This window comes from Azospirillum palustre, assembly GCF_002573965.1.
Lineage (GTDB): Bacteria > Pseudomonadota > Alphaproteobacteria > Azospirillales > Azospirillaceae > Azospirillum > Azospirillum palustre.
Map to the genome: position 1 here is coordinate 581,901 of NZ_PDKW01000041.1, position 19,746 is coordinate 601,646.

The window sequence follows — 19,746 nt, forward strand, 5'->3', positions numbered from 1 at the left end:
AAAGGGGTTTGACACCCTTTCGGAATGTGTATGCTGCCGCGCGATTCCGGTCGGCGCCGTCGGCCGGTGGATCCATCGGAAGGGAAGCCGAAGAATGAAGAAGCTGTTGATGGGCGTTGCCGCCATCGCCGCGGTCGTGATGGGTGCCGGTGCCGCCCAGGCGGCCGATGCCGCCGCCGGCAAGGATGTCTTCAAGGTCTGCATGGCCTGCCACACCGCCGAGCAGGGCAAGAACAAGGTCGGCCCGTCGCTGTTCGGCATCGTCGGCCGTCCGGCCGCCTCGATCGAGGGCTTCAAGTATTCGGCCCCGATGAAGGAAAAGGGCGCCGCCGGCCATGTCTGGACCGCGGAGAACCTGGACGCCTACATCAAGGCGCCGAAGGAAATCGTCCCGGGCGGCACGATGGCCTTCGCCGGTCTGAAGGACGACGCCAAGCGCGCCGACCTGATCGCCTTCCTGGCCGAGCAGAAGTAAGACCGCTGTCCCCCGGTCCGGCGGCCGGGGGACGCCGCGGACGGCGAAAGGGCCGGTGGCGATGCCACCGGCCCTTTGCTTTTGAGCCCCTGCGCTTGGGAATAGTCCTTTGGTCCCGAGTCTCAGCCGGCGGCGGCCAGGCTCTTGCTCGCGACCTCGTAAACGTCCGGCGACAGGCCCGGCGTGGCGACGATCCGCTGCAGTTCGGCCTTCATCAGCCCCTGGCGGGCCGCGTCATAGCGCCGCAGACGGGAGAAGGGACCCATCAGACGGGCCGCAACCTGCGGGTTCATCGGGTCCAGGCGCAGCACCTGATCGGCGAGGAAGCGGTAGCCGGCACCGCTCGCGTCATGGAAGCGGACAGGGTTGCCGTTGGCGAAGCCGCCGATCAGCGCATAGACCTTGTTCGGGTTCCGGATCTCGAAGGCCGGATGGCCGAGCAGGGCGGTGACTCGGGCCAGCGTGTCGGCGCGGTTGGACATCGCCTGGACGCCGAACCACTTGTCGACCACCAGCGCCTCGCCCTTCCAGCGGGCATAGAAGTCGGCCAGCGCCTTTTCCCCTTCCGGCGAGGCGGCATTCGACAGGAACTGCAGGGCGGCGATCTCGTCGGTCATGCCCTGGGCGGTGCGGTACTGCGTCAGGCAGAGGTCGAGCGCCTCGTCGTCCTCCAGCGCCATCAGATAGGCGAGGCAGAGATTCTTCAGCGCCCGCTTGCCGATGGCGTCGGCATCGACGGAGAAGGGCTCCTGGCTGCTGTTGCGGCGGTAGAGGTCGAGGAAGCGCGCCCGCAGGCGCCCGGCCATCGTCTTGCGTGCGAATTCCCGCACCGCATGGATGGCGTCGGGATCGACCACCGGCATCTGGGTGCCGAGATAGGCCTCCGTCGGCAGAACCAGCGCCTGGGCGGCGAAGGCGGGATCGCGCTCCGCATCGTCAAGGATCTTGGCGAAGGCGTCGGCATAGCCCTCCGGCAGCACCAGCTCGCGGCCGGCCTGCTTGTCGGCGACGAGGCCGAGCAGGATGCGGGTGCCGAGAATCTGCCCGGCCTCCCACCGGTTGAAGGCGTCGCTGTCGTGCGCCATCAGGAAGGTGAGGTCGGCGTCGGTCAGGTCGGTCTTCAGCTTCACCGGGGCGGAGAAGCCGCGCAACAGCGACGGCACCGGCCGGGCGGCGATGTCGCGGAAGGTGAAGCTTTGGCTTTCTGCCGTCACATGCAGGATGCGGCTGGTGCCGGCGGCCTCTTCCTCACCCTCCAGGCGCAGCGGCAGATCCTGCCCGTCGGGCCCGAGCAGGCCGACGACCAGCGGGATGTGCATCGGCTGCTTGGTCGGCTGGCCCGGCGTCGGCGGCACCGTCTGCCTGACCGTCAGGGTGAAGGTCCTGGCCGCCGCATCATGGCTGCCGGCGATGTCGAGTTCGGGCGTGCCGGCCTGCCGGTACCACAGCTGGAACTGGCTCAGGTCGACGCCGCTGGCATCGGCCATGGCGGCGACGAAATCGTCGCAGGTGACCGCCTGCCCGTCATGGCGCTGGAAGTAGAGATCGGTGCCCTTGCGGTAGTTTTCCGGCCCGAGCAGGGTGTGGATCATGCGGATGACTTCCGCACCCTTGTTGTAGACGGTCGGGGTGTAGAAGTTGTTGATCTCGACATAGCTGTCCGGGCGCACCGGATGGGCCATGGCGCCGGCATCCTCCTGGAACTGGACGGTGCGCAGCCCCTGGACGTCGGCGATGCGCTTCACCGCGCGGGAATGCATGTCGGCCGAGAATTCCTGGTCGCGGAAGACGGTCAGCCCTTCCTTCAGCGACAGCTGGAACCAGTCGCGGCAGGTGACGCGGTTGCCGGTCCAGTTGTGGAAATACTCGTGCGCGACCACCGCCTCGATGTTGAGGAAATCGGTGTCGGTCGCGGTTTCCGGCTTGGCCAGGATGTATTTGGTGTTGAAGACGTTGAGCGACTTGTTTTCCATCGCCCCCATGTTGAAGTCGCCGACCGCGACGATGTTGAAGATGTCGAGGTCGTATTCCAGCCCATAGACCTCCTCATCCCAGCGCATCGATTTGATCAGCGAGCGCATGGCGTGGTCGATCTTGTCCTCGTTCCCCGGCTCGACATAGATGCGGAGCGTCACGTCGCGGCCCGACGCGGTGCGGAAGCGGTCCTCGCCATGGACGAGGCTGCCGGCGACCAGCGCGAACAGATAGCAGGGCTTGGGGAAGGGATCCTCCCAGCGCGCCCAGTGGCGCCCGCCGTCCAGATCGCCGGACTCGGCGAGGTTGCCGTTGGACAGCAGCACCGGATAGCGCGCCTTGTCGGCGGTGATGGTGGTGCTGTAGCGCGCCATCACGTCCGGCCGGTCGGCGAAATAGGTGATCTTGCGGAAGCCTTCCGCCTCGCACTGGGTACAGAAGTTGCCGGAGGACTTGTAGAGCCCTTCCAGCGCGGTGTTCTCCTGCGGCTTGATGCGGACGATGGTTTCCAGCGTGGCGCTGGCCGGCACCTCCAGCACGATCAGGTGATCGGGGGTGACGGTGTATTCGTCCGGCCCCAGAGTGCGGCCGTCCAGCGCCACCGACACCAGATCCAGCCTCTGCCCGTCGAGCGACAACGGCTCCGTCGCCGCCTCCGGCCGGTCGGGATTGCGGCGGATCGCGAGCACCGCGCGGACGGTGGTGACATCCTCGCCCAAATCGACGAACAGGTCGACCGTGTCGATCAGATGCGCCGGCGGGCGATAGTCCTGAAGCCGGATGGCCTTCGGCGTGCCTTTGTCCATGTGCCTTGTCTCTGGTCTGTGTCTGTCTTGCGGATCAAGCCGTTCGGGACAGGTCCGAGGAACAGGGACTGTAGCAAGGCGGGGGCGGGCTGTCGCCAGTGGGAATGGGGGTGGGAGAGTGGGGTGTTGGGACGCGGCGTAAGGCCATCAATGCCACGCAGGCGGAAGGTTCCGGATTTTGCGAAGATTGATCTACGGTAGTGCCGGTATCGACATCGAAAACCAAGCATGTCATTCTGAGGTTGAGTTTTTTTCGCACTAATCTCAGAAAAGAGGCATTGTTTGGCAATGCGGAAGCTTTTGATAACGGCTGCTGCGGGTATGTGCCTGACAGGCAGTCTTTCCGGTTGCGCTACGCAGGGACAAAGCCGCTACAGTTTCCAAGATGTCGGCCGTGCGTCCGTTGTAGAGTTCGGCACGGTGGTGGCATCCCGCCAAGTGGACATTCGCGGACAGAATACGGGTGTCGGCGGTGTCGTCGGAGGAACAGCCGGTGGCTTGGCGATGTCGAATGTCGGGCAGGGTTCGGGGAATGTCGCGGCGATCCTGGGGGGTGTCCTCGTGGGTGCTGCCATCGGCGCTATGGCGGAGCAGGCGGCCAGTGATCGTGTCGGAATCGAGTACACCATCACACTTGCGAACGGAAAGACCATAACGATCGTTCAGGAGCAGGCGACCGGAGACCGTGTATTCAACCCGTCCGAGCGAGTGATGGTGCAGGCAACTGGCACTTATCAGCGCGTTCTGCCAGCCGATCATCTGCCAAATCAGATCGCGCGGCCGCAGGGCATCAAGGTTGTTGACTAAAAATCCATCAAGGCAAGAATAAAATGATCAGAATTATTGCATGTGCGCTGTTCGCGGGGTTGGTTTCTGGCTGTGCTTTGACCGAGGATGCGATTCCTGTCAAATACTCTGCTCCGGCGAGTATTTCGGTGGTGCCAGGGGCCAAGGATGTAACCGTTAGCGTTGCTGCCGCCGACGGTCGGGTATCGAATCGCGACCGAGTGTCCACCAAGAAGAATGGCTACGGCATGGAAATGGCGAAGATCGTCGCCTCCAATGACGTGGTGGCCGAAGTCGGTCAAGCGGTGCAGAGTGAGCTGTCATCTCTTGGTTTCAATGTCGGTCCCGGCGGAATCGCCATTTCCGTGCAAACCACCAATTTCTATAACGATTTCAAACCCGGCTTCTGGACGGCGGAGGCGGTCGCGGAAGTCGCGTTCGATCTGACGGCAAAACGCCAGGACGGCACGCTGGTTTACAGCCGGAGCTATCGGGCGGTCGGGGTTAACAAAGACGTTATGCTCATGATGGGAGAGCAGGCTGCGCCAGCCCTGTCGGCCGCATTGCGTGATGCCGTTCAACTGGTCGTTCAGGACACAAACCTGCATCAAGCTTTGCTGCAGGCCGGCACCAAGCCGAAAGTGGCAAGTTTGCCGACTTCCTGATACTCGCTCGCTCAACAGTAGACACGAGCCCGCTGCCGATGTGGCGGGCTCGTGGATTTGAGTAGCTTGTCATCCTGGTGTGTCTATGGCGGAAGAGGTGTCCGAAAATCCCCTATTAGGAACAATGCATTAGGCAAGCATCCACCTTAAAACCCATCATTCTACCCAACATCGTCTTCCCGATCGTCAGCGACGGCTAACGAAGAAAACGGCCCGACTCGGGGCGTCCTCCAACCTCTCGCAAATCCTCTCGTGCAGCTTGTCGCTGATCAACTCATACAGCGTATCGCACAGCATTTCGACTTCCAAATACCTAACCGACGAAGCACACATTCATATTCGCAGAGCGACGCAACTGGGAACGTCAACAGACGAATCGCTATATAGACGGCGGAAATCACATTTTATTTCGTCCTGATTTCTGAAAAATGTAATTTCAGACGCCGCTTCGTAGTGTTTTCACTTGATACCCTCCGCCTGAAGGGTAACGCTGAATTCCAGCGAAGCCTAACGAATGGCCGCACCACCCTACCGAACACCACCGAACTCGGAGTGCATAACAATGCATTCGCAAAGTCATCCGATCTGCGTCACGATCAAAGATGCCGTGAAAATGATCGGCGTTGGAAACACGAAGTTTCACGAGCTTTTGAATTCTGGAGAGATCGAGGCCGTCAAGTCTGGTCGACAGACGTTGGTTCTTACCTCGTCACTGCACAAATACGTCGAGAATCTTCCCCGCCGCCCGATCAAGGGCTGACGATGGCTGATCGGGCCGATCGCTTCGCAATTACCCCGTTCTGGATTTTGACCGATCCCACCATCAGCCGGGACGCCCGGTGGCTCTTCTCGCTCTTGGCCTCGCATGCCGACGGCGAAGGAAAGCTGCGGCGCAGCTTGGCAGGGGTCGCGAAAGCCGAAGGTGTTTCAACGCGGACGGTGGAGCGCTGGCGGCTTGAGCTGGAACGGGCCGGATACCTCGTCGTGACCCCGGTGCCAGGGCGGTCGTCGCAGTTCCAGATCGTCCGGCACCGCGACCAGATCGAAAAGAACAAAGACGGCAACGAGAATGCCATCGCAAAGAGGGGCAGCGTCTTTGGCGAAGCGGGCCGAAAGGGTGCCGATCGGCGGCACGGCACCCCTGACAATCATGTCACCCCACCCCTGACAGAATTGTCACCCGCCCCTGACACGTGTGTCGCCCCACCCCTGACAGCCGTGTCACCCAGAACAATAGAACGTAAACAAGACCATAGGACAGCAACTCATCAACATATTGCGCTCGAAAAATCGAGCACACGAGAGATGTCAGCGACCGACGTGAGCGATCCGCCATTTCTGATCGCCGAACCCGCCAGTTCGACACCGGTCGCACGCATCGCCGCCAAGCACACCAGCAGCACCACGACACCGGCAGAAACCCCGAAACGGAGGGCGACAGGATGACGATTGGACGCGCCGACACGCGACCGACCGACGACAGCGACGCGGGGCAGATGATGCGCCCCGATCAGCGTCGGGGCGAAGTCATCCTGGGGAATTTTCCCATCGGCTGGGGTTACGCCTACCGCCCCCCACACCCGAAGCGTCCACGCCGCCGGCCGCGGTTCAAGCAGCTGCGCTTCGATTTCACCGAGGAAAAACAATGACCGACAACACGAACACCGAGCATCTGCAAGCCCTCCAGCACCTCAGAGCGCTGGCCGCTTCAGGCTATCCCACTGACGAGGATCTGAAGCTGGCGATCGAGCGCGCCATCGCCACGGCGCCACCGGCGCCGGAACCGAAAGCGCTATTCGAGATGCCTTCGGTGATGCCCGTCTGGGGTGAGCGCATCGTCGGCGAGCGGGGGTGAGCAATGGGCAAGAGGGATGAAATGGCCCGACGTGCGCTCCAGCGCCAGATGGCCGGGCAGCGCGACGATCGAGCCGGTCGACAGCTCGTTGATGTGTCGACGAAGGTGACCGCTGGCCTGAATCAGCTTGCGGTCTTGGTTGAGCAGCTCCCCTGGGTCGAGGACGAGGAAATGGATCCGATCGTAGACCTGATCGGCCGGCTCACCACGGCCACGGTTTTTCTGGTTGGATGCACCCAGGCGGCGCGCGACGGGCGGCCCTTGCCCAAGCCGGATATCGTCGACCAGTCCGCCCTTGAAGCCCTCAGCGCCATCGAGCGCCGCATCGCCGCCGGCGCCGATCCGCTGGCATGAACGGCCCCGCCCCTTGCCCTGCTGCAGAGCAGCGGCCGGGCGTGCGCCCTCCCTGGCGGGTGGGGCGCCCCTGCGCAAGAATGTTGCGCGGTTAGGCTGGGTGGCAGGTCGTAACAATGCGCAAGATTATTGCGGGTCCCTCTGGGGGTCGAGACCCGGGGGTTGCCCCAGCCCCGTGACGTCCCTAGGCATCACCCCCTAAAGGGGGTTCCGGTTCCGCATGCTGTATGATAATAGTCCTATCGAGGTGTGGAATGGCGAGCCAAATCGAGGTCGGGCGGCACTTGGACCTTAGCGACCGTAGCGTGCGGGAGCTCTTGACGCGGGGGATCCTCCCGCCGGCTCGCCGTGGTGAACATGACCTCGATGCTTGCCGGATCGCATACCTCCGCCACATGCGTGCTGTCGCCGCTGGGCGTACCCTTGGACCGGCCGGGGACGACCTGACGACGGAGCGCGCCCGGCTGGCGCGGGAGCAAGCGGACGCGGTCGCGATCCGCAACGCCGTGTCACGGCGGGAGCTGCTGCGCCGCGTCGACGTCTCCAGGGCGGTCGTCGGCGCCTTCAACATCGTGCGGGACCGGCTGTCCGCATTACCGGCGCGGCTGGCCGGCACACTGGCTGCCTCGACCGAGCCCGCCGACGTGCGCGCCCGGCTTGAGACTGCCATCGGCGACGTGCTGGCCGAATTGGCTGAGACGCGCGTCGTCACCGTTGAGGAACCCGCCGATGCGGCTTGAGCTGCCTGTCTCCGAATTGGTGGCGGAGGTGGCGACCGGATGGTTCGCGGCGCTGCGCCCGCCGCCGCGGCTATCGCTGGCAGAGTGGGCACCGCTCCATGCGCGGCTCTACGACGGCAGCGTGTTTCGGCCCTACCCCTACCAGCGCGCCATCCTTGACGCGATGGTTGATCCTGCGGTGAAGCAAATCACGCTGATGAAGTCGGCGCGCGTTGGCTATACACAGATGTTATCCGCGGCACTCGGTTACTTCGTCGCGCAACGACCATCCAAGATCATGGTGGTTCAGCCGACCACAGAGGATGCAGAAGACTACAGTAAAGACACCATAGATCCTCTAGGCGATTGGCCAGCTCTGGCGGGACTTCTTTCCGAGGTGAAGGCGCGCGTCAAGGGAAACACGATCAAGCGCAAGGCGTTCCCCGGTGGCTCGCTTCGCATCGTAGGAGCGAACAGCCCGCGCGCCTTCCGACGCATCGACTTGGACGTGATTTTGTTCGACGAGGTGGACGGCTATCCACAGATGGCAGGCAAGGAGGGGGACCAGATCGCCTTGGGGTTGAAGCGGCTCACCCAGTCGCTGCATCCGCTCGCCGTCCTGGGCAGCACGCCGCTTATCGACGGGGAGTCCAAGATCGCCGACGCCTTCGCGGCCGGAACCGGGGAGCGTTTCCATGTGCCCTGCCCACGGTGCGGCGAGTTCCAGTTCCTGCGGTGGGGTGATGGGACTGGGCCGGGGATGCGGTGGCGTGACGACGATCCGGCGACGGCACATTACGTTTGCGTGAATGGCTGCCCCATCGACGAAGCGCACAAACTGTGCATGATCGATGCCGGCAGGTGGGTAGCCGAACAGCCGTTCAAGGGGCACCGCTCGTTTCATGTTTGGTCCGCATACTGCCCCCTACCGGGCGCTGCTTGGCCCAATCTGGTTGAAGAATTCCTGGCGGCGAAGCAGGACCGGGAGAAGCTGCAGGTTTGGACGAACACGGTCCTGGGTGAGACCTGGGTGGACCGCGGCGAGGCGCCCGACTGGCGGCGGCTTTATGACAGGCGGGAGCCATGGGAGTCAGGTACCGTCCCGGCCGGCGGGCTTTTCCTGACCGCCGGTGCCGACGTCCAGCGGGATCGTATTGAGGTCAGCGTTTGGGCATGGGGTCGAGGGAAGGAATCCTGGCTGATCGAGCATCGCCTCCTGATGGGCGACCCGTTCCAGGCGGCGGTGTGGCGCGACCTGTCGACGATGCTGGCGGAGACCTGGCGCCATGAGCACGGTGCCGACCTGCAGCTCACGATGACCGCCATCGACGCCGGCGACGGCGTGACGATCGAAGCGGTCAAGGCGTGGGTCCGCACCGCCGGCCCGCGCGTCATGGCCATCAAGGGCTCATCCATCGCCCTGGCGCCGATCCTGGGGCAGCCGACCGCCGCGGATGTCTCGTTCCGGGGCAAGAAGATCGCGGGCGGGGTGAAGCTGTGGCCGGTGGGCTCCAGCGCGGCGAAGTCGGAGTTCTACGGATTCCTCCGGCTCGACCCCCCGACAATGGAGAGTGGTGAAGCGTTCCCGGCCGGTTATGTCCACGTCCCCGAGCATATCGGAGAAGAGACGATCAAGCAGCTCGTTGCCGAACACCGCGTCACGCGTGGCGGCAAGGGTCGGAAGCGGACCACCGGCTGGGAGCCCCTCCGCGACCGAAACGAAGCCCTCGATTGTAGAAACTACGCCCGCGCCGCGGCGGCACGCCAAGGTCTCGACCGCCTGTCCGAAGCCGCTTGGGCGGAGCTGGAGGCCGCGGTTGTGCCAGTTGTTACGCCGGTTTCGCCCCCAACGACTCGGCGCACGGCGACCCGCTCCCGCTGGATGTATGAGTGAAATTCGGAAATTCCTGACACGTAATTTCGCCACTATAAAATATAAATCACTTACTCAATTCTCTTTACACTGTCGCCTGTAAGCGCAAATTGACCTTGACAAGTTAATTCAGGCTTTACGCGAGCAGCTGTATGTCTCTTCTATCCACCATCCGGAACGTTTTCACACGGAGCCTTGATGCTGCGGCCGGTGGAAAGCGGTGGGGACGAGCGCCGCGCGTCATCAACCTCAACGCAGACATGCTTTCCGGCGCCACCATTGCGGCACAGCGCGCGGCTTATTTCGCCCGAAACAACCCCAACGTGGCGGCCGGGGTGAGCGCCTTGGTCAGCAACGCCGTGGGTACCGGGATCCGGCCGCGCTCGAAGCACCCCGATCCAGCCGTGCGGGAAGCGCTGCACGCCCTGTGGGAGCGGTGGGAGCGGGTGGCCGATGCCAGCGGCCGGGCCGGCGGACATTACGCGCAGCAAGCCCTTGCCGTCCGAGCGATGATCGAGGGAGGCGAGGCTTTCGCCCGGCTCTGTACTCGGCTGCCGGAAGACGGCTTGCCGGTCCCGCTCCAGGTGGAGTTGATCGCCCGCGACCAAGTTCCGTCAACCCAGTGGCAGGAACAGCGGCCGGGCAACGCCATTCGGGCCGGGATCGAGTTCAACGCGCTGGGCCGGCGGGTGGCCTACTGGGTGCTCCCCTTCAACCCGAACGACCCGACCATGCCACTGTTGGCGCCGACCTGGCAGCCGACGCGGGTTCCGTCGGAGGACATGGTCCACCTGTTCCGTGAAGTGGTGGAGAACCAACTCCGCGGCCTGACTTTTCTGGCACCGGTGCTTCTCCGGGTGAAGGAACTGGATGCCTATGAGGACGCCGCCTTGGTCCGCGCAAAGGTAGCCGCCCTGTTGTCGGGCTTCATCCTAAACAAGGATTCCGATAACCCCGCATGGCAATCTTCAGCCAACGCCGACACGCCGACGCTTGAACCTGGCGCACTGTTACCGCTGAACCCCGGCGAATCCGTCGAGTTCACCGACCCGCCCGATGACGCGAACTACACCGAGTTCACCAAGAACCACATGCGCGCCATCGCCGTGGGCTTGGGATGCACCTACTTCCAGGCCAGCGGCGACCTTAAGGACGCCAACTATTCGAGCCTTCGCGGCGGGTTGGTGGAGTTCCGCCGGAGCGTCGAACAACTCCAACACCTCGTCATAATCCCGCAGTTCTGCGACCCGGTTTGGCGACGTTTCGTCACGCTGGCCGTGATGAGCGGCGCCATCGATGCGCCGGACTTCTTCCGCGACCCGGAGCCCTACCTCGCCGCCGATTGGCTGCCGCCCGCTTTCGATTGGGTGGACCCCCAGAAGGATATCCGTGCGGAGGTCGAGGCCATCCAAAACGGGCTCAAGTCGCGCGCACAGTCGGTCGCGGGCGCCGGATACGACGTCGAGAGGCTGGATACTGAGATCGCCGCCGACCGGGAGCGGGAGAAGCGTCTCGGCCTCAACTTCGGCGACGCAAAGTCATCCGTGCCGGTGCAGGCCCCCAACCCAGGGGAGGCCCCCACGAATGGCTGACCTCAGCCGCTCCTTGGGCGCCACCACGCCAACCACGCTCAACCGCGAGGCTCGCACCGTCGAAGTGGTGGCCTTGTCCGGCCCGGCCCCAGCGGTTCGCCCCGCCCCGGCCCCGGACGGTACCCGCACTGCCTGGATCGAAGAACTCGACGCGGCCGGCGCCGACCTGTCGCGCTTCCGGGGTGGCCCGGCGCTGAAGGACCATCGGAACACCACAGACGCCGCCGTTGGCACCGTCGCCATGGCGCAGATCGACGGGGATCGCATCGCCGCAACAGTTCGCTTCGACTCCAGCGCCACGGCGGAAGACCTGATCGCCAAGGTCGAGGCGGGCAGCGTGCGCGGCGTCAGCTTGGGCTACAGCGTCCAGCGCTGGCAGCGCATGGGCAAGCGCAACGGCTTGCCGGTATTCCGCGCCGTCGCCTGGGCGCCCCACGAACTTAGCTTTACCCCGGTGCCGGTTGACGCCGGCGCCACCGTCCGTTCCAGAGAGGGCATAGTGGAAGAAGACCAGACGGCGGCGCCGGCCGACACCACGGCGCAGACCACCGACACGAGCACGACGACCACCAACGATACGACGGAGACCAGCACCCGCGCGGCGGACACCACCTCGACCACCAACCGTGCTGGGATCAACGGCCAGATCCGGACGATGGTCCGGGCCGCCGGCCTGGATGCCACGACCGCCGACCAGCTGATCGACGCCGGTGCCGACCTCGACCGCGCCCGCGCCAGCGTGTTCGACGCCATGCTGGCACGCTCTGGCACTCGTCCGCTGGCGGCGATCCAGGTCCTGCAGGATCACGACGATCCGAATGACGTGATCGACCGCATGGCGACGGCGTTCGCCGCTCGCGCCACCGCGCACCTGCCAGAGGCGCATCGGGTCAAGATGCCGGACCAAGCTCGCGCCTATGCCGGCCGCACCCTGCTGGATCTCGCCGCCGAACTGGCGGATCGTCGCGGAAACCCCATCAGCACGCGGCACCTGTCGCCCGCCGACCTGTACCAGCGTGCGCTCACCACCGGCGATTTCCCGGTTCTCCTGGCAAACGCGGCCAACAAGACCCTTTTGCCGGCTTATCAGGCGGCGGCGCCGACCTACCGCCGGTTCTTCGCCCGCCGCGACTTCCGTGATTTCAAGCCGGCCTCCTTCGCCCGCGTCGGCGACTTCCCCGTGCCGATGGCGGTAGGGGAGAACGGCGAGTATAAGCACGGCGCGATCTCCGAGAGCGGCGAGACCGTCACGCTCGGCGAATACGGCCGGGTGGTGATGTTCAGCCGCAAGGCGCTGATCAACGACGACCTGGGCGCCTTCTCCGACCTCCCCACCAAGGCAGCGCTACGCTGCGCCGATTGGGAGAACTCCGTCGCCTGGGCGCTGGTGGTGAGCAATCCTGTCCTGTCCGACGGCAAGACCCTGTTCCACACCGCGCACGGCAACCTCGCCGCCGCCGGCGCGGTGATCGACCTCACCAGCGTATCGGCGGGTGAGGCCGCCATGATGAAGCAGACGAGCCTCGACGGCCTGAAGCTGAACCTGCATCCCGCCGTGCTGGCGACTGGCCCAGACCAGTTCACCGCGGCCCGCCAGTTCACCAGCACTGCCGTCGCGCCGACCACCGCCGCCGCGGTCAACCCGCTGGCCGGCAAGCTGGAGCCGGTGGGCGACGCCAACATTCCCGGCCCCGGCTGGTACCTCATGGCGGAACCGGCGGCGCTAGAGACCTTCATTTACGGCTACCTGCAGGGCCAGTCCGGGCCGGTCATCACCCCGGAACCCGGCTTCGATGTCGCGGGCGTGAAGGTCAAGCTGACGATCGATTTCGCGGTCGGCGCGGTAGATTACCGCGGCGCCTACTTCAACCCGGGCGCCTGACCATGGCGACGCCGGCCGAACTGATCGGGATGCGGGACGCCCTTGAGGCGGCCCGCTACAGCGGCAACCGGCGGGTGCGTGTGGGCGGAACCGAAATCGAGTTCAAGTCCGACGCCGAGATGAAGGCGGCGCTTCTGGACCTGAACCGGAAGATCGCCGCCGCCAGCGGTTCGGCCGGCTCGCCCTTCGTGACCTTCACGACCTCGAAAGGACTCTGACATGCGCAACTTCGTTTCCGAGGGCTGCCACTTGGACCTCACCGCGCCGCGAGCTCTCGCATCCGGTGAGGGGTTCGTCGTGGGCTCGATCTTCGCGGTGGCCAGCACCACCACCGCCACCGGCGCCGCTCTTGTCGGCTGTACCGAGGGCGTTTTTGACCTGCCGAAGAAGAGCGCCGCCGCCTTCGCCGTGGGCGACCGGGTCTCTTGGGACGACACGAATCACCGGTGCGATGCGCCGGGCAGCGGCCTCTACCCGATCGGCGTGGCGGTGGCCCCCGCCGGTGCCGGCGCACCGACGGTGCGGGTGAAGCTGGCGGAGGTGCCGACCGCACCCGCCGCGTAACGAATTCGGCTGGCGCCGACACGCCGACCCAACGCGATCATGCCGGCGCATGAGGCAGGGCGCGCCGCCCGTCCTGAACCGGAAAGCAACCTGCCCGCCGGCATGTGGGAGGGGTAGGGGTTCAAGGTTGCAAGGCGGCCATCCACGGGGAAATCCCATGAAGTTGAACTATTCCAGTCGAAACGTCGACGTGCTGATCCAGGGCGCCGAAGACACCGTCCGGGAGCTGTTCGTCGCGGAAACGCAGCGCCAGCTTGCCGCGGCGAAAGAGGAATCTCCGCCGGATGGAGTGGTCCAGTACGTCGACGGCGCGCGCGGCGCCCCTCTGGAAAACGTGAAGATGAACGGCGGTGTGCTATTCGAATTCTATTATACGACCCGCATCGCCAAACGTGCGATCGAGGTTTTGGAAAGCACAAGCCCACTTGATACTGGAAACTACATCAATCATCATGAAGTATTCGTCGACGGTGCTCTGGTAACGGATCTCGAATCTCTGAGCACTGTCCGCCGCGTCGTCGTCGCCAACACCATGAAGTACGCAAGGATCATCGAGCGCGGCATGGGCAAACATGTCCCGTGGTCGAAGCAGCCGCAGGTTCCAGCCGAAGGTGTCTACACCGCGGCGGCCAAGACTCTGAAGCGCGAGTTCGGGCAGATCGCCGACATTTCTTTGACGTGGGTCACAATCGACGGCCAGTCCGGCAGAACTCCAGCTCTTACAATCGAGAGGAGGTAAATCATGGCCGGGTCAAAAGTCACTCTGGCCGAACTCGAAGTCCGAATGAGCGGGCTTTCGGCGGTCGAGAAGTACAACACCCTGATACAGGGGGCCGGTTCTGCAACCGAGATTGCGGCCAAGCAGTTCGAGGCGCTGGATCGCCAGCAACAGGCGGTCGCCGCCAGCGCCTCGACGACCACGACCCGACTGCGGGAAACCGATCGTGAGTGGAAAAGCTTGGAGCGCTCCATTCCCGGAACTACCGCGGCCATGGAAAGGTTCACCCGGGTCAGCGGGCAAGCCGACGCCGCCCTGGCAGCCGGCCGCATCACCGCCGAACAGCACGCCGCAGCCGTCGCGAAGCTCAAGGAGCGGTATGTTGGGGCCGCCGAATCCGCGCCCAAGCTCGTTGCTGCAAACGAGAACGCTGCAAAATCCACCAAGCTCGCAGCGCACGAGGTGACCAACCTGAGCTATCAGCTCCAGGACGCGGCGGTGCAGTTGACCGGTGGTCAATCTCCGTTCCTGGTGCTCATGCAGCAGGGCCCCCAGGCGACCGGCGCCGTTGGTGGTGTCGGCCGTGCCCTGGCGCTGATCACCTCACCCATGGGACTCGCGGTGACCGGTGCCGCCGCACTGGTTGGTGGTATCGCGCTCATTGGCATCCGGGCCGCGTCCATAGAAGGGCAGCTCCGTAGCCTGAGCGTCACAACCAAGGCATTCGGCACCGAGGCACAGACCAGCGCCGAACAACTGCGCGGGATCGCGAAGGATCTCTATGCTGGCGGAGCCGGCAAGGACGAGGCATCTGCGACGGCCGGTGTGCTGGCCTCGACGCGCGGGATCACGGCAGCGCTCGCGCGTGAGTTCGCCAAGCTGGGCAGCGACATGGCGGCGGGCCTGGGCCAGTCGGTCGATGGAACGGTCAAGGATCTGGCGAAGATCGCGACGGAGGGCTATCCAGCCATCATGAAGTTGCAGGAGGCCATCGGCTTCCTCACGCCAACAGAGGTGGCCGCGATCCGGGCAATGTCCGAACACGGCCGGCAAGCGGAAGCCCTTGCAGTCACGCTCGAGGCCCTGCACCGCCGCTTCGACGGGCTTCGCAAGGACAGTATGTCGCCTGCGGCGACCGCAATGCACGAGTTGGGCGTCCAGTTCGACCGACTGGTTGACGCCGCGGCCGGTTCGACCATCACGATCGGCGTCACGGTCGCGCTGTCTGATGGCTTCAAGGCGATGGCCGATTTCCTCCAGAACCCGACCCTGGAGGGGTTCGGGAAGATTGCGAAGGTGGGTGCATACGTGGCGTCGCCCGGCGGGACGATCATCGGCTCATACATCGCCGACAGACTGTTCAGTGAGGAGGATGCCACGGCGCTTCAGCGCCGGATCACGGAGGCGCAATCTCGCCTGGACAGCATAATGGCTGATAAGTCCGGCGACCCGGCAACCGTGACGCTGGAGATCGAACGAGCACGCAATGACATCGCCGCATTGGAAAAGCGGTTAGACGAAATCAATAAGCGGACGGCCGGTGCAAAAGCAGCAACGGCACCAACCGCACCTACCGATACGCCCGCAAATGTGCCGGCGCACCGTTCCGCAAATGACATCTCAGGCGATACGACGGCCTGGATCGCGCAGCAGCAGAAGGCCAGAGAATATGTAGATGCCCAGTCCCATGCGGTCGACCGTCTGTCGGAAGCCCTGAAGGGGAATGCCGTCGAACGCGCATTCGCCGCAGCCCAGATGCGAGCCGAGGACGAGATTCGAGAGCACCACCTTGAAGGAGTGGAGGCCGAGAGGATCCGCATCCTGCGGCGTCGCGAGGTGATGCTGCAGATGGCGGCTTCCTACGGTGATGAACTCCGCAATCTGGCGCTGTCCGCCCAAGGAAACCTCGACCTCGCGAAAGCATACGGCATCTCGGAAGCCGCTGCGATCCGCCAGAAGGCCGCCAACGACGCTATAGCAGCCGCCGCCAGCAACGCGGCCGTGAACATCAAGGAACTGACCGAAGCCAACGTTCGGGCCGCTGCCGGAGCAGCAGCCGCTGATTTGGCGAAGCAGGCGACCGACCTTGCCCGAATGGCCGAATTGCAATTGCGTGTCGCCCACGCGGTCGGCATCAGCGGCGCAGCTCAGCAGGAAGCCCAACGCCAAGTCGACGTCTACCGCGCTACCGCGCCTGCAATTGCCGCCGCACAGGCCGCCGAAGCGCAAGGCAACTTCGAGCTGGCGCAACGGCTCCACGATCTTGCCAGTGCCTACAACATCGCGTCGCAGGCCAAGGAGCACGCAGACGCGGTGACCCCTGTCCAAGAGTTTCCTGCCGAGTTCCTCAAATCTGATGAGGCAATGACCACCGTTCTGGAGGTGTTGGAATGACCGTCGTCAATGTTCACGTGTCCGAACAGGCAATCAACATACTGTCCGACACCCTGGTCTACAATGGCGAAAGGCCGGTGGCATTGTGCAAAACAAAATGCGATGTCATTGGCGACAGCATCGCCGCCATTGCCTGTCGTGGGCAGGTCAAGATCGCGCGAATGCACCGTGAACTGTTTTCTGACATCGCCAGATTTGACGATTATGTTGGCAACCTTCATCTGATCCTGGCCGAATATGAGGCCAGCGGCGTCATTAACGAAGATGGGCACGAAATCACCATCGCGGGGTACTCAGCCGCTCGCCAGAGGCTGTTTGCGGTCCAAGGTGTTGTGGCTCCTGAAACGCGTCAGGTTACGGTGAACGAGCTTGAAGCAGGTTGGCACCTCAGCCCTGATCTTGGGACGGGCATCATGGCGCGTGTCCCGACAGGCTACACCGATGATCTGGCGCAACGTCTGACCCTGGCGCAGTGGAAGCTGAGTCAGACAGCCGGGTGGAATTTCTGCATCGGTGGCGTCATGACGTTGACGTCGGTCACCAGCACCACCATCGCCCAACGCATCGGCAGTTTCTATCCGGATTACGAGCGGCATCGGGAACTCTTTGGCGATCCGAACGAAGCTTTCGCCGCGGATATTTCAACGCAGAAGGTGGCGGCATGACAACGCCCATCGACGCCATGCTGGACGCCTATGCGGCCGAAATCGAGCGATTTGAGACCGAATTGCGGCCATTGGAGGAGCGCTTCTGGTGCCGGGACAGCACGCGGGCGGAACGGGCCGAAATCAGAGCCAAGACGGACGCCCTGCTGGCGGCACACAAAGCGGCACTGGAGCGCGTCACCTCCGCCGAATCGAGAGCGCCCCGCAACGCCCGCCGACGGCTTCGCACATTGGCTGATAACCGCATCGCCGGCCTGCGGTCAAAGCTGCGAAAGCGTGACGACTGGGAAAAGAACAGCTTCGCATTCGCCGAAACAGCCGACGACTTCGTGGCCGGAGAATTGGCGGACATCCTGGAGCCGACGCCATGACATCGCCGCTTCTCACCGACTTGTCCGGACGGATCGCCGCCACCATGCGCCCGCTAGCCGCGCCCGCCACCTACCGCGTCGTGGCGACGTTCCAGGGAAAGGCCGCGGCACCCGCAGCGGCCGGCGCCACCTCGCTGCGGATCACCCCTCCTTCCGGGATGGACGGCGTCATGGCGGGGGACACCTTCACCGTGGGCGGGCCGACCATCAAGGCCGTCACCGTGCCAGCGCCTGTGGTCGACAGCACGATTACCGTCACCTTCGCGCCCCCGCTAACCGCACCTATCGCCGCCGGCGCGGTGGTACCGCTGGCGCGCTCCACCGATACGCCGATCCTGGCCTGGATTGAGGCGGTCGAGGTTGCGCGGCTGACCGGTACGCTGATCGGCTCCGCTGATGTCTTCGTGAACGTGCTGGCACAGACCCTGCCTGACGAGCCCAGGCCCGGCGCGACGATCCTGATCGGAGGGCGGACCCTCACCGTGAAGAGCGCGCAACTCGATGGCGCCGGCGCGGTCTGGCGCATTCTGGCGGGGATCTGATCATGGCGGGCTATGCATGGGCCATGGGCCAGATTGTCGACCGGATCCGGCAGGGCTGGACCGAAACAGACCTCGTGTTCTCCGGGGACCCCTTCCCCGAACCGAACCCGCCGCGCCCCTTCGTCATGGTGAAGGTGGAAGGCGGAACGTCGGAAGCGAAGGGGTGGGGCGATAGCGGGCGCGTCTACCAGCGCCAACCGCTCACGATCCGGATCGACGCCTTCGCTCCGGTTGCTGAAGGTCCGGCACGGCCGGTCGAGCTTGCCGAGTCCGCTGGCGAGTTGCTGGCCCGCCTGTCGCGGCTGGCCGGGACGGGTGGTCCATTCCTGACGCTGGCCACGGCATCTGTCAGCGGCCCATGGCCGGCACGCGGGACGGCGGGCTATCTCAACGCCCGGGCCAAGGTGGAGGGACACATCGATTCGTGGAGCACCCCGAATGAAGGCTGACCCCATCACCCCGGCGGGTCTCCGCGCCCGGCTCGCCGAGTTGAATCTGCGGCCGGCCGATCTGGCCCGGATGGTCGGACGCTCGCCAGCGGCGGTCAGCCTCTGGCTCTCCGGAAGGCGCCGCATCCCCGTTTACGTTGTCCGGTTCCTCGATCAGCACGCTGAATTGCGCTTCCACCGCGCCGCAACTTGGCGCCGGGCTGCCGCGGATGCCGGCGCCAAGCTGGAGGCACGGTAGGGGGGCAGCACGTTCCGGGGGGAACGACGTGCCCCCTACGGGGGCAGCTGGCGCCCCCTACCCGGGAGGATGAGGTTTGGGCCAAGCTCTTACGCTGTAACGATTCTTAACCGGCCAATCGGCCCGCAGATGGACCGCAGTTCGCCTACAATCGTTGATCTCGAGCGGATAGGCCCGAACAGCTGCCTAGTTACCTGGGCGCAATCTCAGTAAAACCACCCATTACCGTGGCGGACTCTGGAGTCCATCTTGCAAATCGTGCGGCAACTCACTCCAAATCTGCACCAAGTCCGCCACAGAGTCGTAATAATCCTTAACGGTTTTGGAGAGCTTACTTTCATCAGGCCACTGCCGAAATACTGTATCTCCAGAACTTATAGAAACATTCGGCCTGATCCGTTCGACATACTCAGAAGCTCCCTTGAGTTTCGTTTTAATATCTTCAAGCGCCGAGATGGCAGCCTTATAGCGCCTCCACGCATTAAGATATTCCAGTCTCTTATCCATAATCTTCTCCGGCCGAAAAGAAAATAATTGCAGCACGTGCCGCACGCTAAAGACGTTATATCAAATCAGCAAGTCTGAATAGGAGATATGTGCCCATGGTAGATCAACCCCCATTAACTGGAACGCGGAGATCGCCAGATCGGGAGGGACTGGTCTTCACCTCACAGACCCGAAGGTGACTCGGCAACCAGGTTGTGCTCCGATCCGGCTTCAGGATCACGCCGGCAGGAAGACGATGTCAACCGAGCGTCGGGAAAGTTCGGGTGAGAAAACGCACTGGCCTGGGAGCGAAGCACCCCAGCGGACCCGAAGGTTAT

General features: G+C 64.0%; 23 protein-coding genes. 21 read left to right on the top strand and 2 right to left on the bottom strand.

The features are described 5' to 3' along the window. The first annotated feature begins 94 nt into the window (after positions 1-94). Positions 95-475 (top strand): c-type cytochrome, encoded by a 381-nt coding sequence (locus tag CRT60_RS16330; protein WP_098737577.1) that lies wholly within the window; start codon positions 95-97, stop codon positions 473-475. 122 nt (positions 476-597) lie between these two features. Here CRT60_RS16330 and pepN read toward each other — a convergent pair whose 3' ends face one another. Further along, positions 598-3,255: an aminopeptidase N gene (pepN, locus tag CRT60_RS16335; protein WP_098737578.1), complete on the bottom strand. Its 2,658-nt coding sequence runs from the start codon at positions 3,253-3,255 to the stop codon at positions 598-600. A 282-nt stretch (positions 3,256-3,537) separates the two neighbouring features. On the opposite strand from pepN, the gene CRT60_RS16340 reads away from it, so the two are divergent. The 20 genes from CRT60_RS16340 (at position 3,538) to CRT60_RS16435 (ending at position 18,922) form a co-directional block, all read left to right on the top strand. Next, entirely contained in the window at positions 3,538-4,062 is a 525-nt protein-coding gene (locus CRT60_RS16340) for an outer membrane lipoprotein (protein WP_244592533.1), read from the top strand. 23 nt (positions 4,063-4,085) lie between these two features. Beyond that, positions 4,086-4,706, top strand: coding sequence for a YajG family lipoprotein (locus CRT60_RS16345; RefSeq protein WP_244592534.1), 621 nt, complete (start codon positions 4,086-4,088; stop codon positions 4,704-4,706). A 562-nt stretch (positions 4,707-5,268) separates the two neighbouring features. Then, a complete protein-coding gene (locus CRT60_RS16350; protein WP_098737579.1) occupies positions 5,269-5,466 on the top strand; it encodes a helix-turn-helix domain-containing protein in 198 nt (65 codons plus the stop codon). Between the two features lie 2 nt (positions 5,467-5,468). Further along, the gene (locus tag CRT60_RS16355; RefSeq protein WP_098737580.1) at positions 5,469-6,152 is read left to right on the top strand and encodes a helix-turn-helix domain-containing protein; all 684 of its coding nucleotides are present in this window, start codon (positions 5,469-5,471) and stop codon (positions 6,150-6,152) included. Continuing rightward, positions 6,149-6,355 carry a hypothetical protein gene (locus tag CRT60_RS16360; protein ID WP_098737581.1) on the top strand — a complete coding sequence of 69 codons (207 nt, stop codon included), beginning with the start codon at positions 6,149-6,151 and terminating at the stop codon, positions 6,353-6,355. Before CRT60_RS16355 ends, CRT60_RS16360 begins: the two co-directional genes overlap by 4 nt. After that, positions 6,352-6,561: a hypothetical protein gene (locus CRT60_RS16365; RefSeq protein WP_098737582.1), complete on the top strand. Its 210-nt coding sequence runs from the start codon at positions 6,352-6,354 to the stop codon at positions 6,559-6,561. Before CRT60_RS16360 ends, CRT60_RS16365 begins: the two co-directional genes overlap by 4 nt. Positions 6,562-6,582: 21 nt before the next feature. Further along, a complete protein-coding gene (locus tag CRT60_RS16370; RefSeq protein ID WP_161958065.1) occupies positions 6,583-6,915 on the top strand; it encodes a hypothetical protein in 333 nt (110 codons plus the stop codon). A 254-nt stretch (positions 6,916-7,169) separates the two neighbouring features. Beyond that, positions 7,170-7,655, top strand: coding sequence for a hypothetical protein (locus CRT60_RS16375; RefSeq protein ID WP_098737584.1), 486 nt, complete (start codon positions 7,170-7,172; stop codon positions 7,653-7,655). Beyond that, a complete protein-coding gene (locus CRT60_RS16380) occupies positions 7,645-9,528 on the top strand; it encodes a phage terminase large subunit family protein (protein ID WP_244592535.1) in 1,884 nt (627 codons plus the stop codon). Before CRT60_RS16375 ends, CRT60_RS16380 begins: the two co-directional genes overlap by 11 nt. 131 nt (positions 9,529-9,659) lie before the next feature. Continuing rightward, complete coding sequence (locus tag CRT60_RS16385; RefSeq protein WP_098737585.1) at positions 9,660-11,099, top strand: phage portal protein; 1,440 nt, start codon at positions 9,660-9,662, stop codon at positions 11,097-11,099. Further along, a complete protein-coding gene (locus CRT60_RS16390) occupies positions 11,092-12,981 on the top strand; it encodes a prohead protease/major capsid protein fusion protein (protein WP_098737586.1) in 1,890 nt (629 codons plus the stop codon). The genes CRT60_RS16385 and CRT60_RS16390 overlap by 8 nt, the downstream gene beginning before the upstream one ends. A 2-nt stretch (positions 12,982-12,983) precedes the next feature. Continuing rightward, entirely contained in the window at positions 12,984-13,199 is a 216-nt protein-coding gene (locus tag CRT60_RS16395; protein ID WP_098737587.1) for a phage head-tail joining protein, read from the top strand. 1 nt (position 13,200) lies between these two features. Further along, complete coding sequence (locus CRT60_RS16400) at positions 13,201-13,545, top strand: DUF2190 family protein (RefSeq protein WP_098737588.1); 345 nt, start codon at positions 13,201-13,203, stop codon at positions 13,543-13,545. A gap of 157 nt (positions 13,546-13,702) precedes the next feature. Then, the gene (locus tag CRT60_RS16405; protein WP_098737589.1) at positions 13,703-14,284 is read left to right on the top strand and encodes a hypothetical protein; all 582 of its coding nucleotides are present in this window, start codon (positions 13,703-13,705) and stop codon (positions 14,282-14,284) included. Between the two features lie 3 nt (positions 14,285-14,287). Beyond that, the gene (locus tag CRT60_RS16410) at positions 14,288-16,657 is read left to right on the top strand and encodes a phage tail length tape measure family protein (protein ID WP_098737590.1); all 2,370 of its coding nucleotides are present in this window, start codon (positions 14,288-14,290) and stop codon (positions 16,655-16,657) included. Then, positions 16,654-17,322 carry a hypothetical protein gene (locus CRT60_RS16415; protein ID WP_098737591.1) on the top strand — a complete coding sequence of 223 codons (669 nt, stop codon included), beginning with the start codon at positions 16,654-16,656 and terminating at the stop codon, positions 17,320-17,322. The genes CRT60_RS16410 and CRT60_RS16415 overlap by 4 nt, the downstream gene beginning before the upstream one ends. Continuing rightward, on the top strand, positions 17,319-17,693 hold the full coding sequence (locus CRT60_RS16420) for a hypothetical protein (RefSeq protein ID WP_098737592.1): 375 nt from the start codon (positions 17,319-17,321) through the stop codon (positions 17,691-17,693). Before CRT60_RS16415 ends, CRT60_RS16420 begins: the two co-directional genes overlap by 4 nt. Further along, a complete protein-coding gene (locus CRT60_RS16425; protein WP_098737593.1) occupies positions 17,690-18,235 on the top strand; it encodes a head-tail joining protein in 546 nt (181 codons plus the stop codon). Before CRT60_RS16420 ends, CRT60_RS16425 begins: the two co-directional genes overlap by 4 nt. Positions 18,236-18,237: 2 nt before the next feature. Beyond that, complete coding sequence (locus tag CRT60_RS16430; RefSeq protein WP_098737594.1) at positions 18,238-18,684, top strand: hypothetical protein; 447 nt, start codon at positions 18,238-18,240, stop codon at positions 18,682-18,684. Further along, positions 18,674-18,922: a hypothetical protein gene (locus tag CRT60_RS16435; protein ID WP_098737595.1), complete on the top strand. Its 249-nt coding sequence runs from the start codon at positions 18,674-18,676 to the stop codon at positions 18,920-18,922. Before CRT60_RS16430 ends, CRT60_RS16435 begins: the two co-directional genes overlap by 11 nt. A gap of 222 nt (positions 18,923-19,144) precedes the next feature. Here CRT60_RS16435 and CRT60_RS35705 read toward each other — a convergent pair whose 3' ends face one another. Continuing rightward, on the bottom strand, positions 19,145-19,429 hold the full coding sequence (locus CRT60_RS35705; RefSeq protein ID WP_143273283.1) for a hypothetical protein: 285 nt from the start codon (positions 19,427-19,429) through the stop codon (positions 19,145-19,147). Between the last annotated feature and the right edge of the window lie 317 nt (positions 19,430-19,746).

Bases quoted from the DNA above. Each gene is read 5' to 3' on its own strand.
- CRT60_RS16330 (WP_098737577.1), top strand. From the start codon at position 95: ATGAAGAAGCTGTTGATGGGCGTTGCCGCCATCGCCGCGGTCGTGATG.
- pepN (WP_098737578.1), bottom strand. From the start codon at position 3,255: ATGGACAAAGGCACGCCGAAGGCCATCCGGCTTCAGGACTATCGCCCG.
- CRT60_RS16345 (WP_244592534.1), top strand. From the start codon at position 4,086: ATGATCAGAATTATTGCATGTGCGCTGTTCGCGGGGTTGGTTTCTGGC.
- CRT60_RS16350 (WP_098737579.1), top strand. From the start codon at position 5,269: ATGCATTCGCAAAGTCATCCGATCTGCGTCACGATCAAAGATGCCGTG.
- CRT60_RS16355 (WP_098737580.1), top strand. From the start codon at position 5,469: ATGGCTGATCGGGCCGATCGCTTCGCAATTACCCCGTTCTGGATTTTG.
- CRT60_RS16360 (WP_098737581.1), top strand. From the start codon at position 6,149: ATGACGATTGGACGCGCCGACACGCGACCGACCGACGACAGCGACGCG.
- CRT60_RS16365 (WP_098737582.1), top strand. From the start codon at position 6,352: ATGACCGACAACACGAACACCGAGCATCTGCAAGCCCTCCAGCACCTC.
- CRT60_RS16370 (WP_161958065.1), top strand. From the start codon at position 6,583: ATGGCCCGACGTGCGCTCCAGCGCCAGATGGCCGGGCAGCGCGACGAT.
- CRT60_RS16375 (WP_098737584.1), top strand. From the start codon at position 7,170: ATGGCGAGCCAAATCGAGGTCGGGCGGCACTTGGACCTTAGCGACCGT.
- CRT60_RS16380 (WP_244592535.1), top strand. From the start codon at position 7,645: ATGCGGCTTGAGCTGCCTGTCTCCGAATTGGTGGCGGAGGTGGCGACC.
- CRT60_RS16385 (WP_098737585.1), top strand. From the start codon at position 9,660: ATGTCTCTTCTATCCACCATCCGGAACGTTTTCACACGGAGCCTTGAT.
- CRT60_RS16390 (WP_098737586.1), top strand. From the start codon at position 11,092: ATGGCTGACCTCAGCCGCTCCTTGGGCGCCACCACGCCAACCACGCTC.
- CRT60_RS16395 (WP_098737587.1), top strand. From the start codon at position 12,984: ATGGCGACGCCGGCCGAACTGATCGGGATGCGGGACGCCCTTGAGGCG.
- CRT60_RS16400 (WP_098737588.1), top strand. From the start codon at position 13,201: ATGCGCAACTTCGTTTCCGAGGGCTGCCACTTGGACCTCACCGCGCCG.
- CRT60_RS16405 (WP_098737589.1), top strand. From the start codon at position 13,703: ATGAAGTTGAACTATTCCAGTCGAAACGTCGACGTGCTGATCCAGGGC.
- CRT60_RS16410 (WP_098737590.1), top strand. From the start codon at position 14,288: ATGGCCGGGTCAAAAGTCACTCTGGCCGAACTCGAAGTCCGAATGAGC.
- CRT60_RS16415 (WP_098737591.1), top strand. From the start codon at position 16,654: ATGACCGTCGTCAATGTTCACGTGTCCGAACAGGCAATCAACATACTG.
- CRT60_RS16420 (WP_098737592.1), top strand. From the start codon at position 17,319: ATGACAACGCCCATCGACGCCATGCTGGACGCCTATGCGGCCGAAATC.
- CRT60_RS16425 (WP_098737593.1), top strand. From the start codon at position 17,690: ATGACATCGCCGCTTCTCACCGACTTGTCCGGACGGATCGCCGCCACC.
- CRT60_RS16430 (WP_098737594.1), top strand. From the start codon at position 18,238: ATGGCGGGCTATGCATGGGCCATGGGCCAGATTGTCGACCGGATCCGG.
- CRT60_RS16435 (WP_098737595.1), top strand. From the start codon at position 18,674: ATGAAGGCTGACCCCATCACCCCGGCGGGTCTCCGCGCCCGGCTCGCC.
- CRT60_RS35705 (WP_143273283.1), bottom strand. From the start codon at position 19,429: ATGGATAAGAGACTGGAATATCTTAATGCGTGGAGGCGCTATAAGGCT.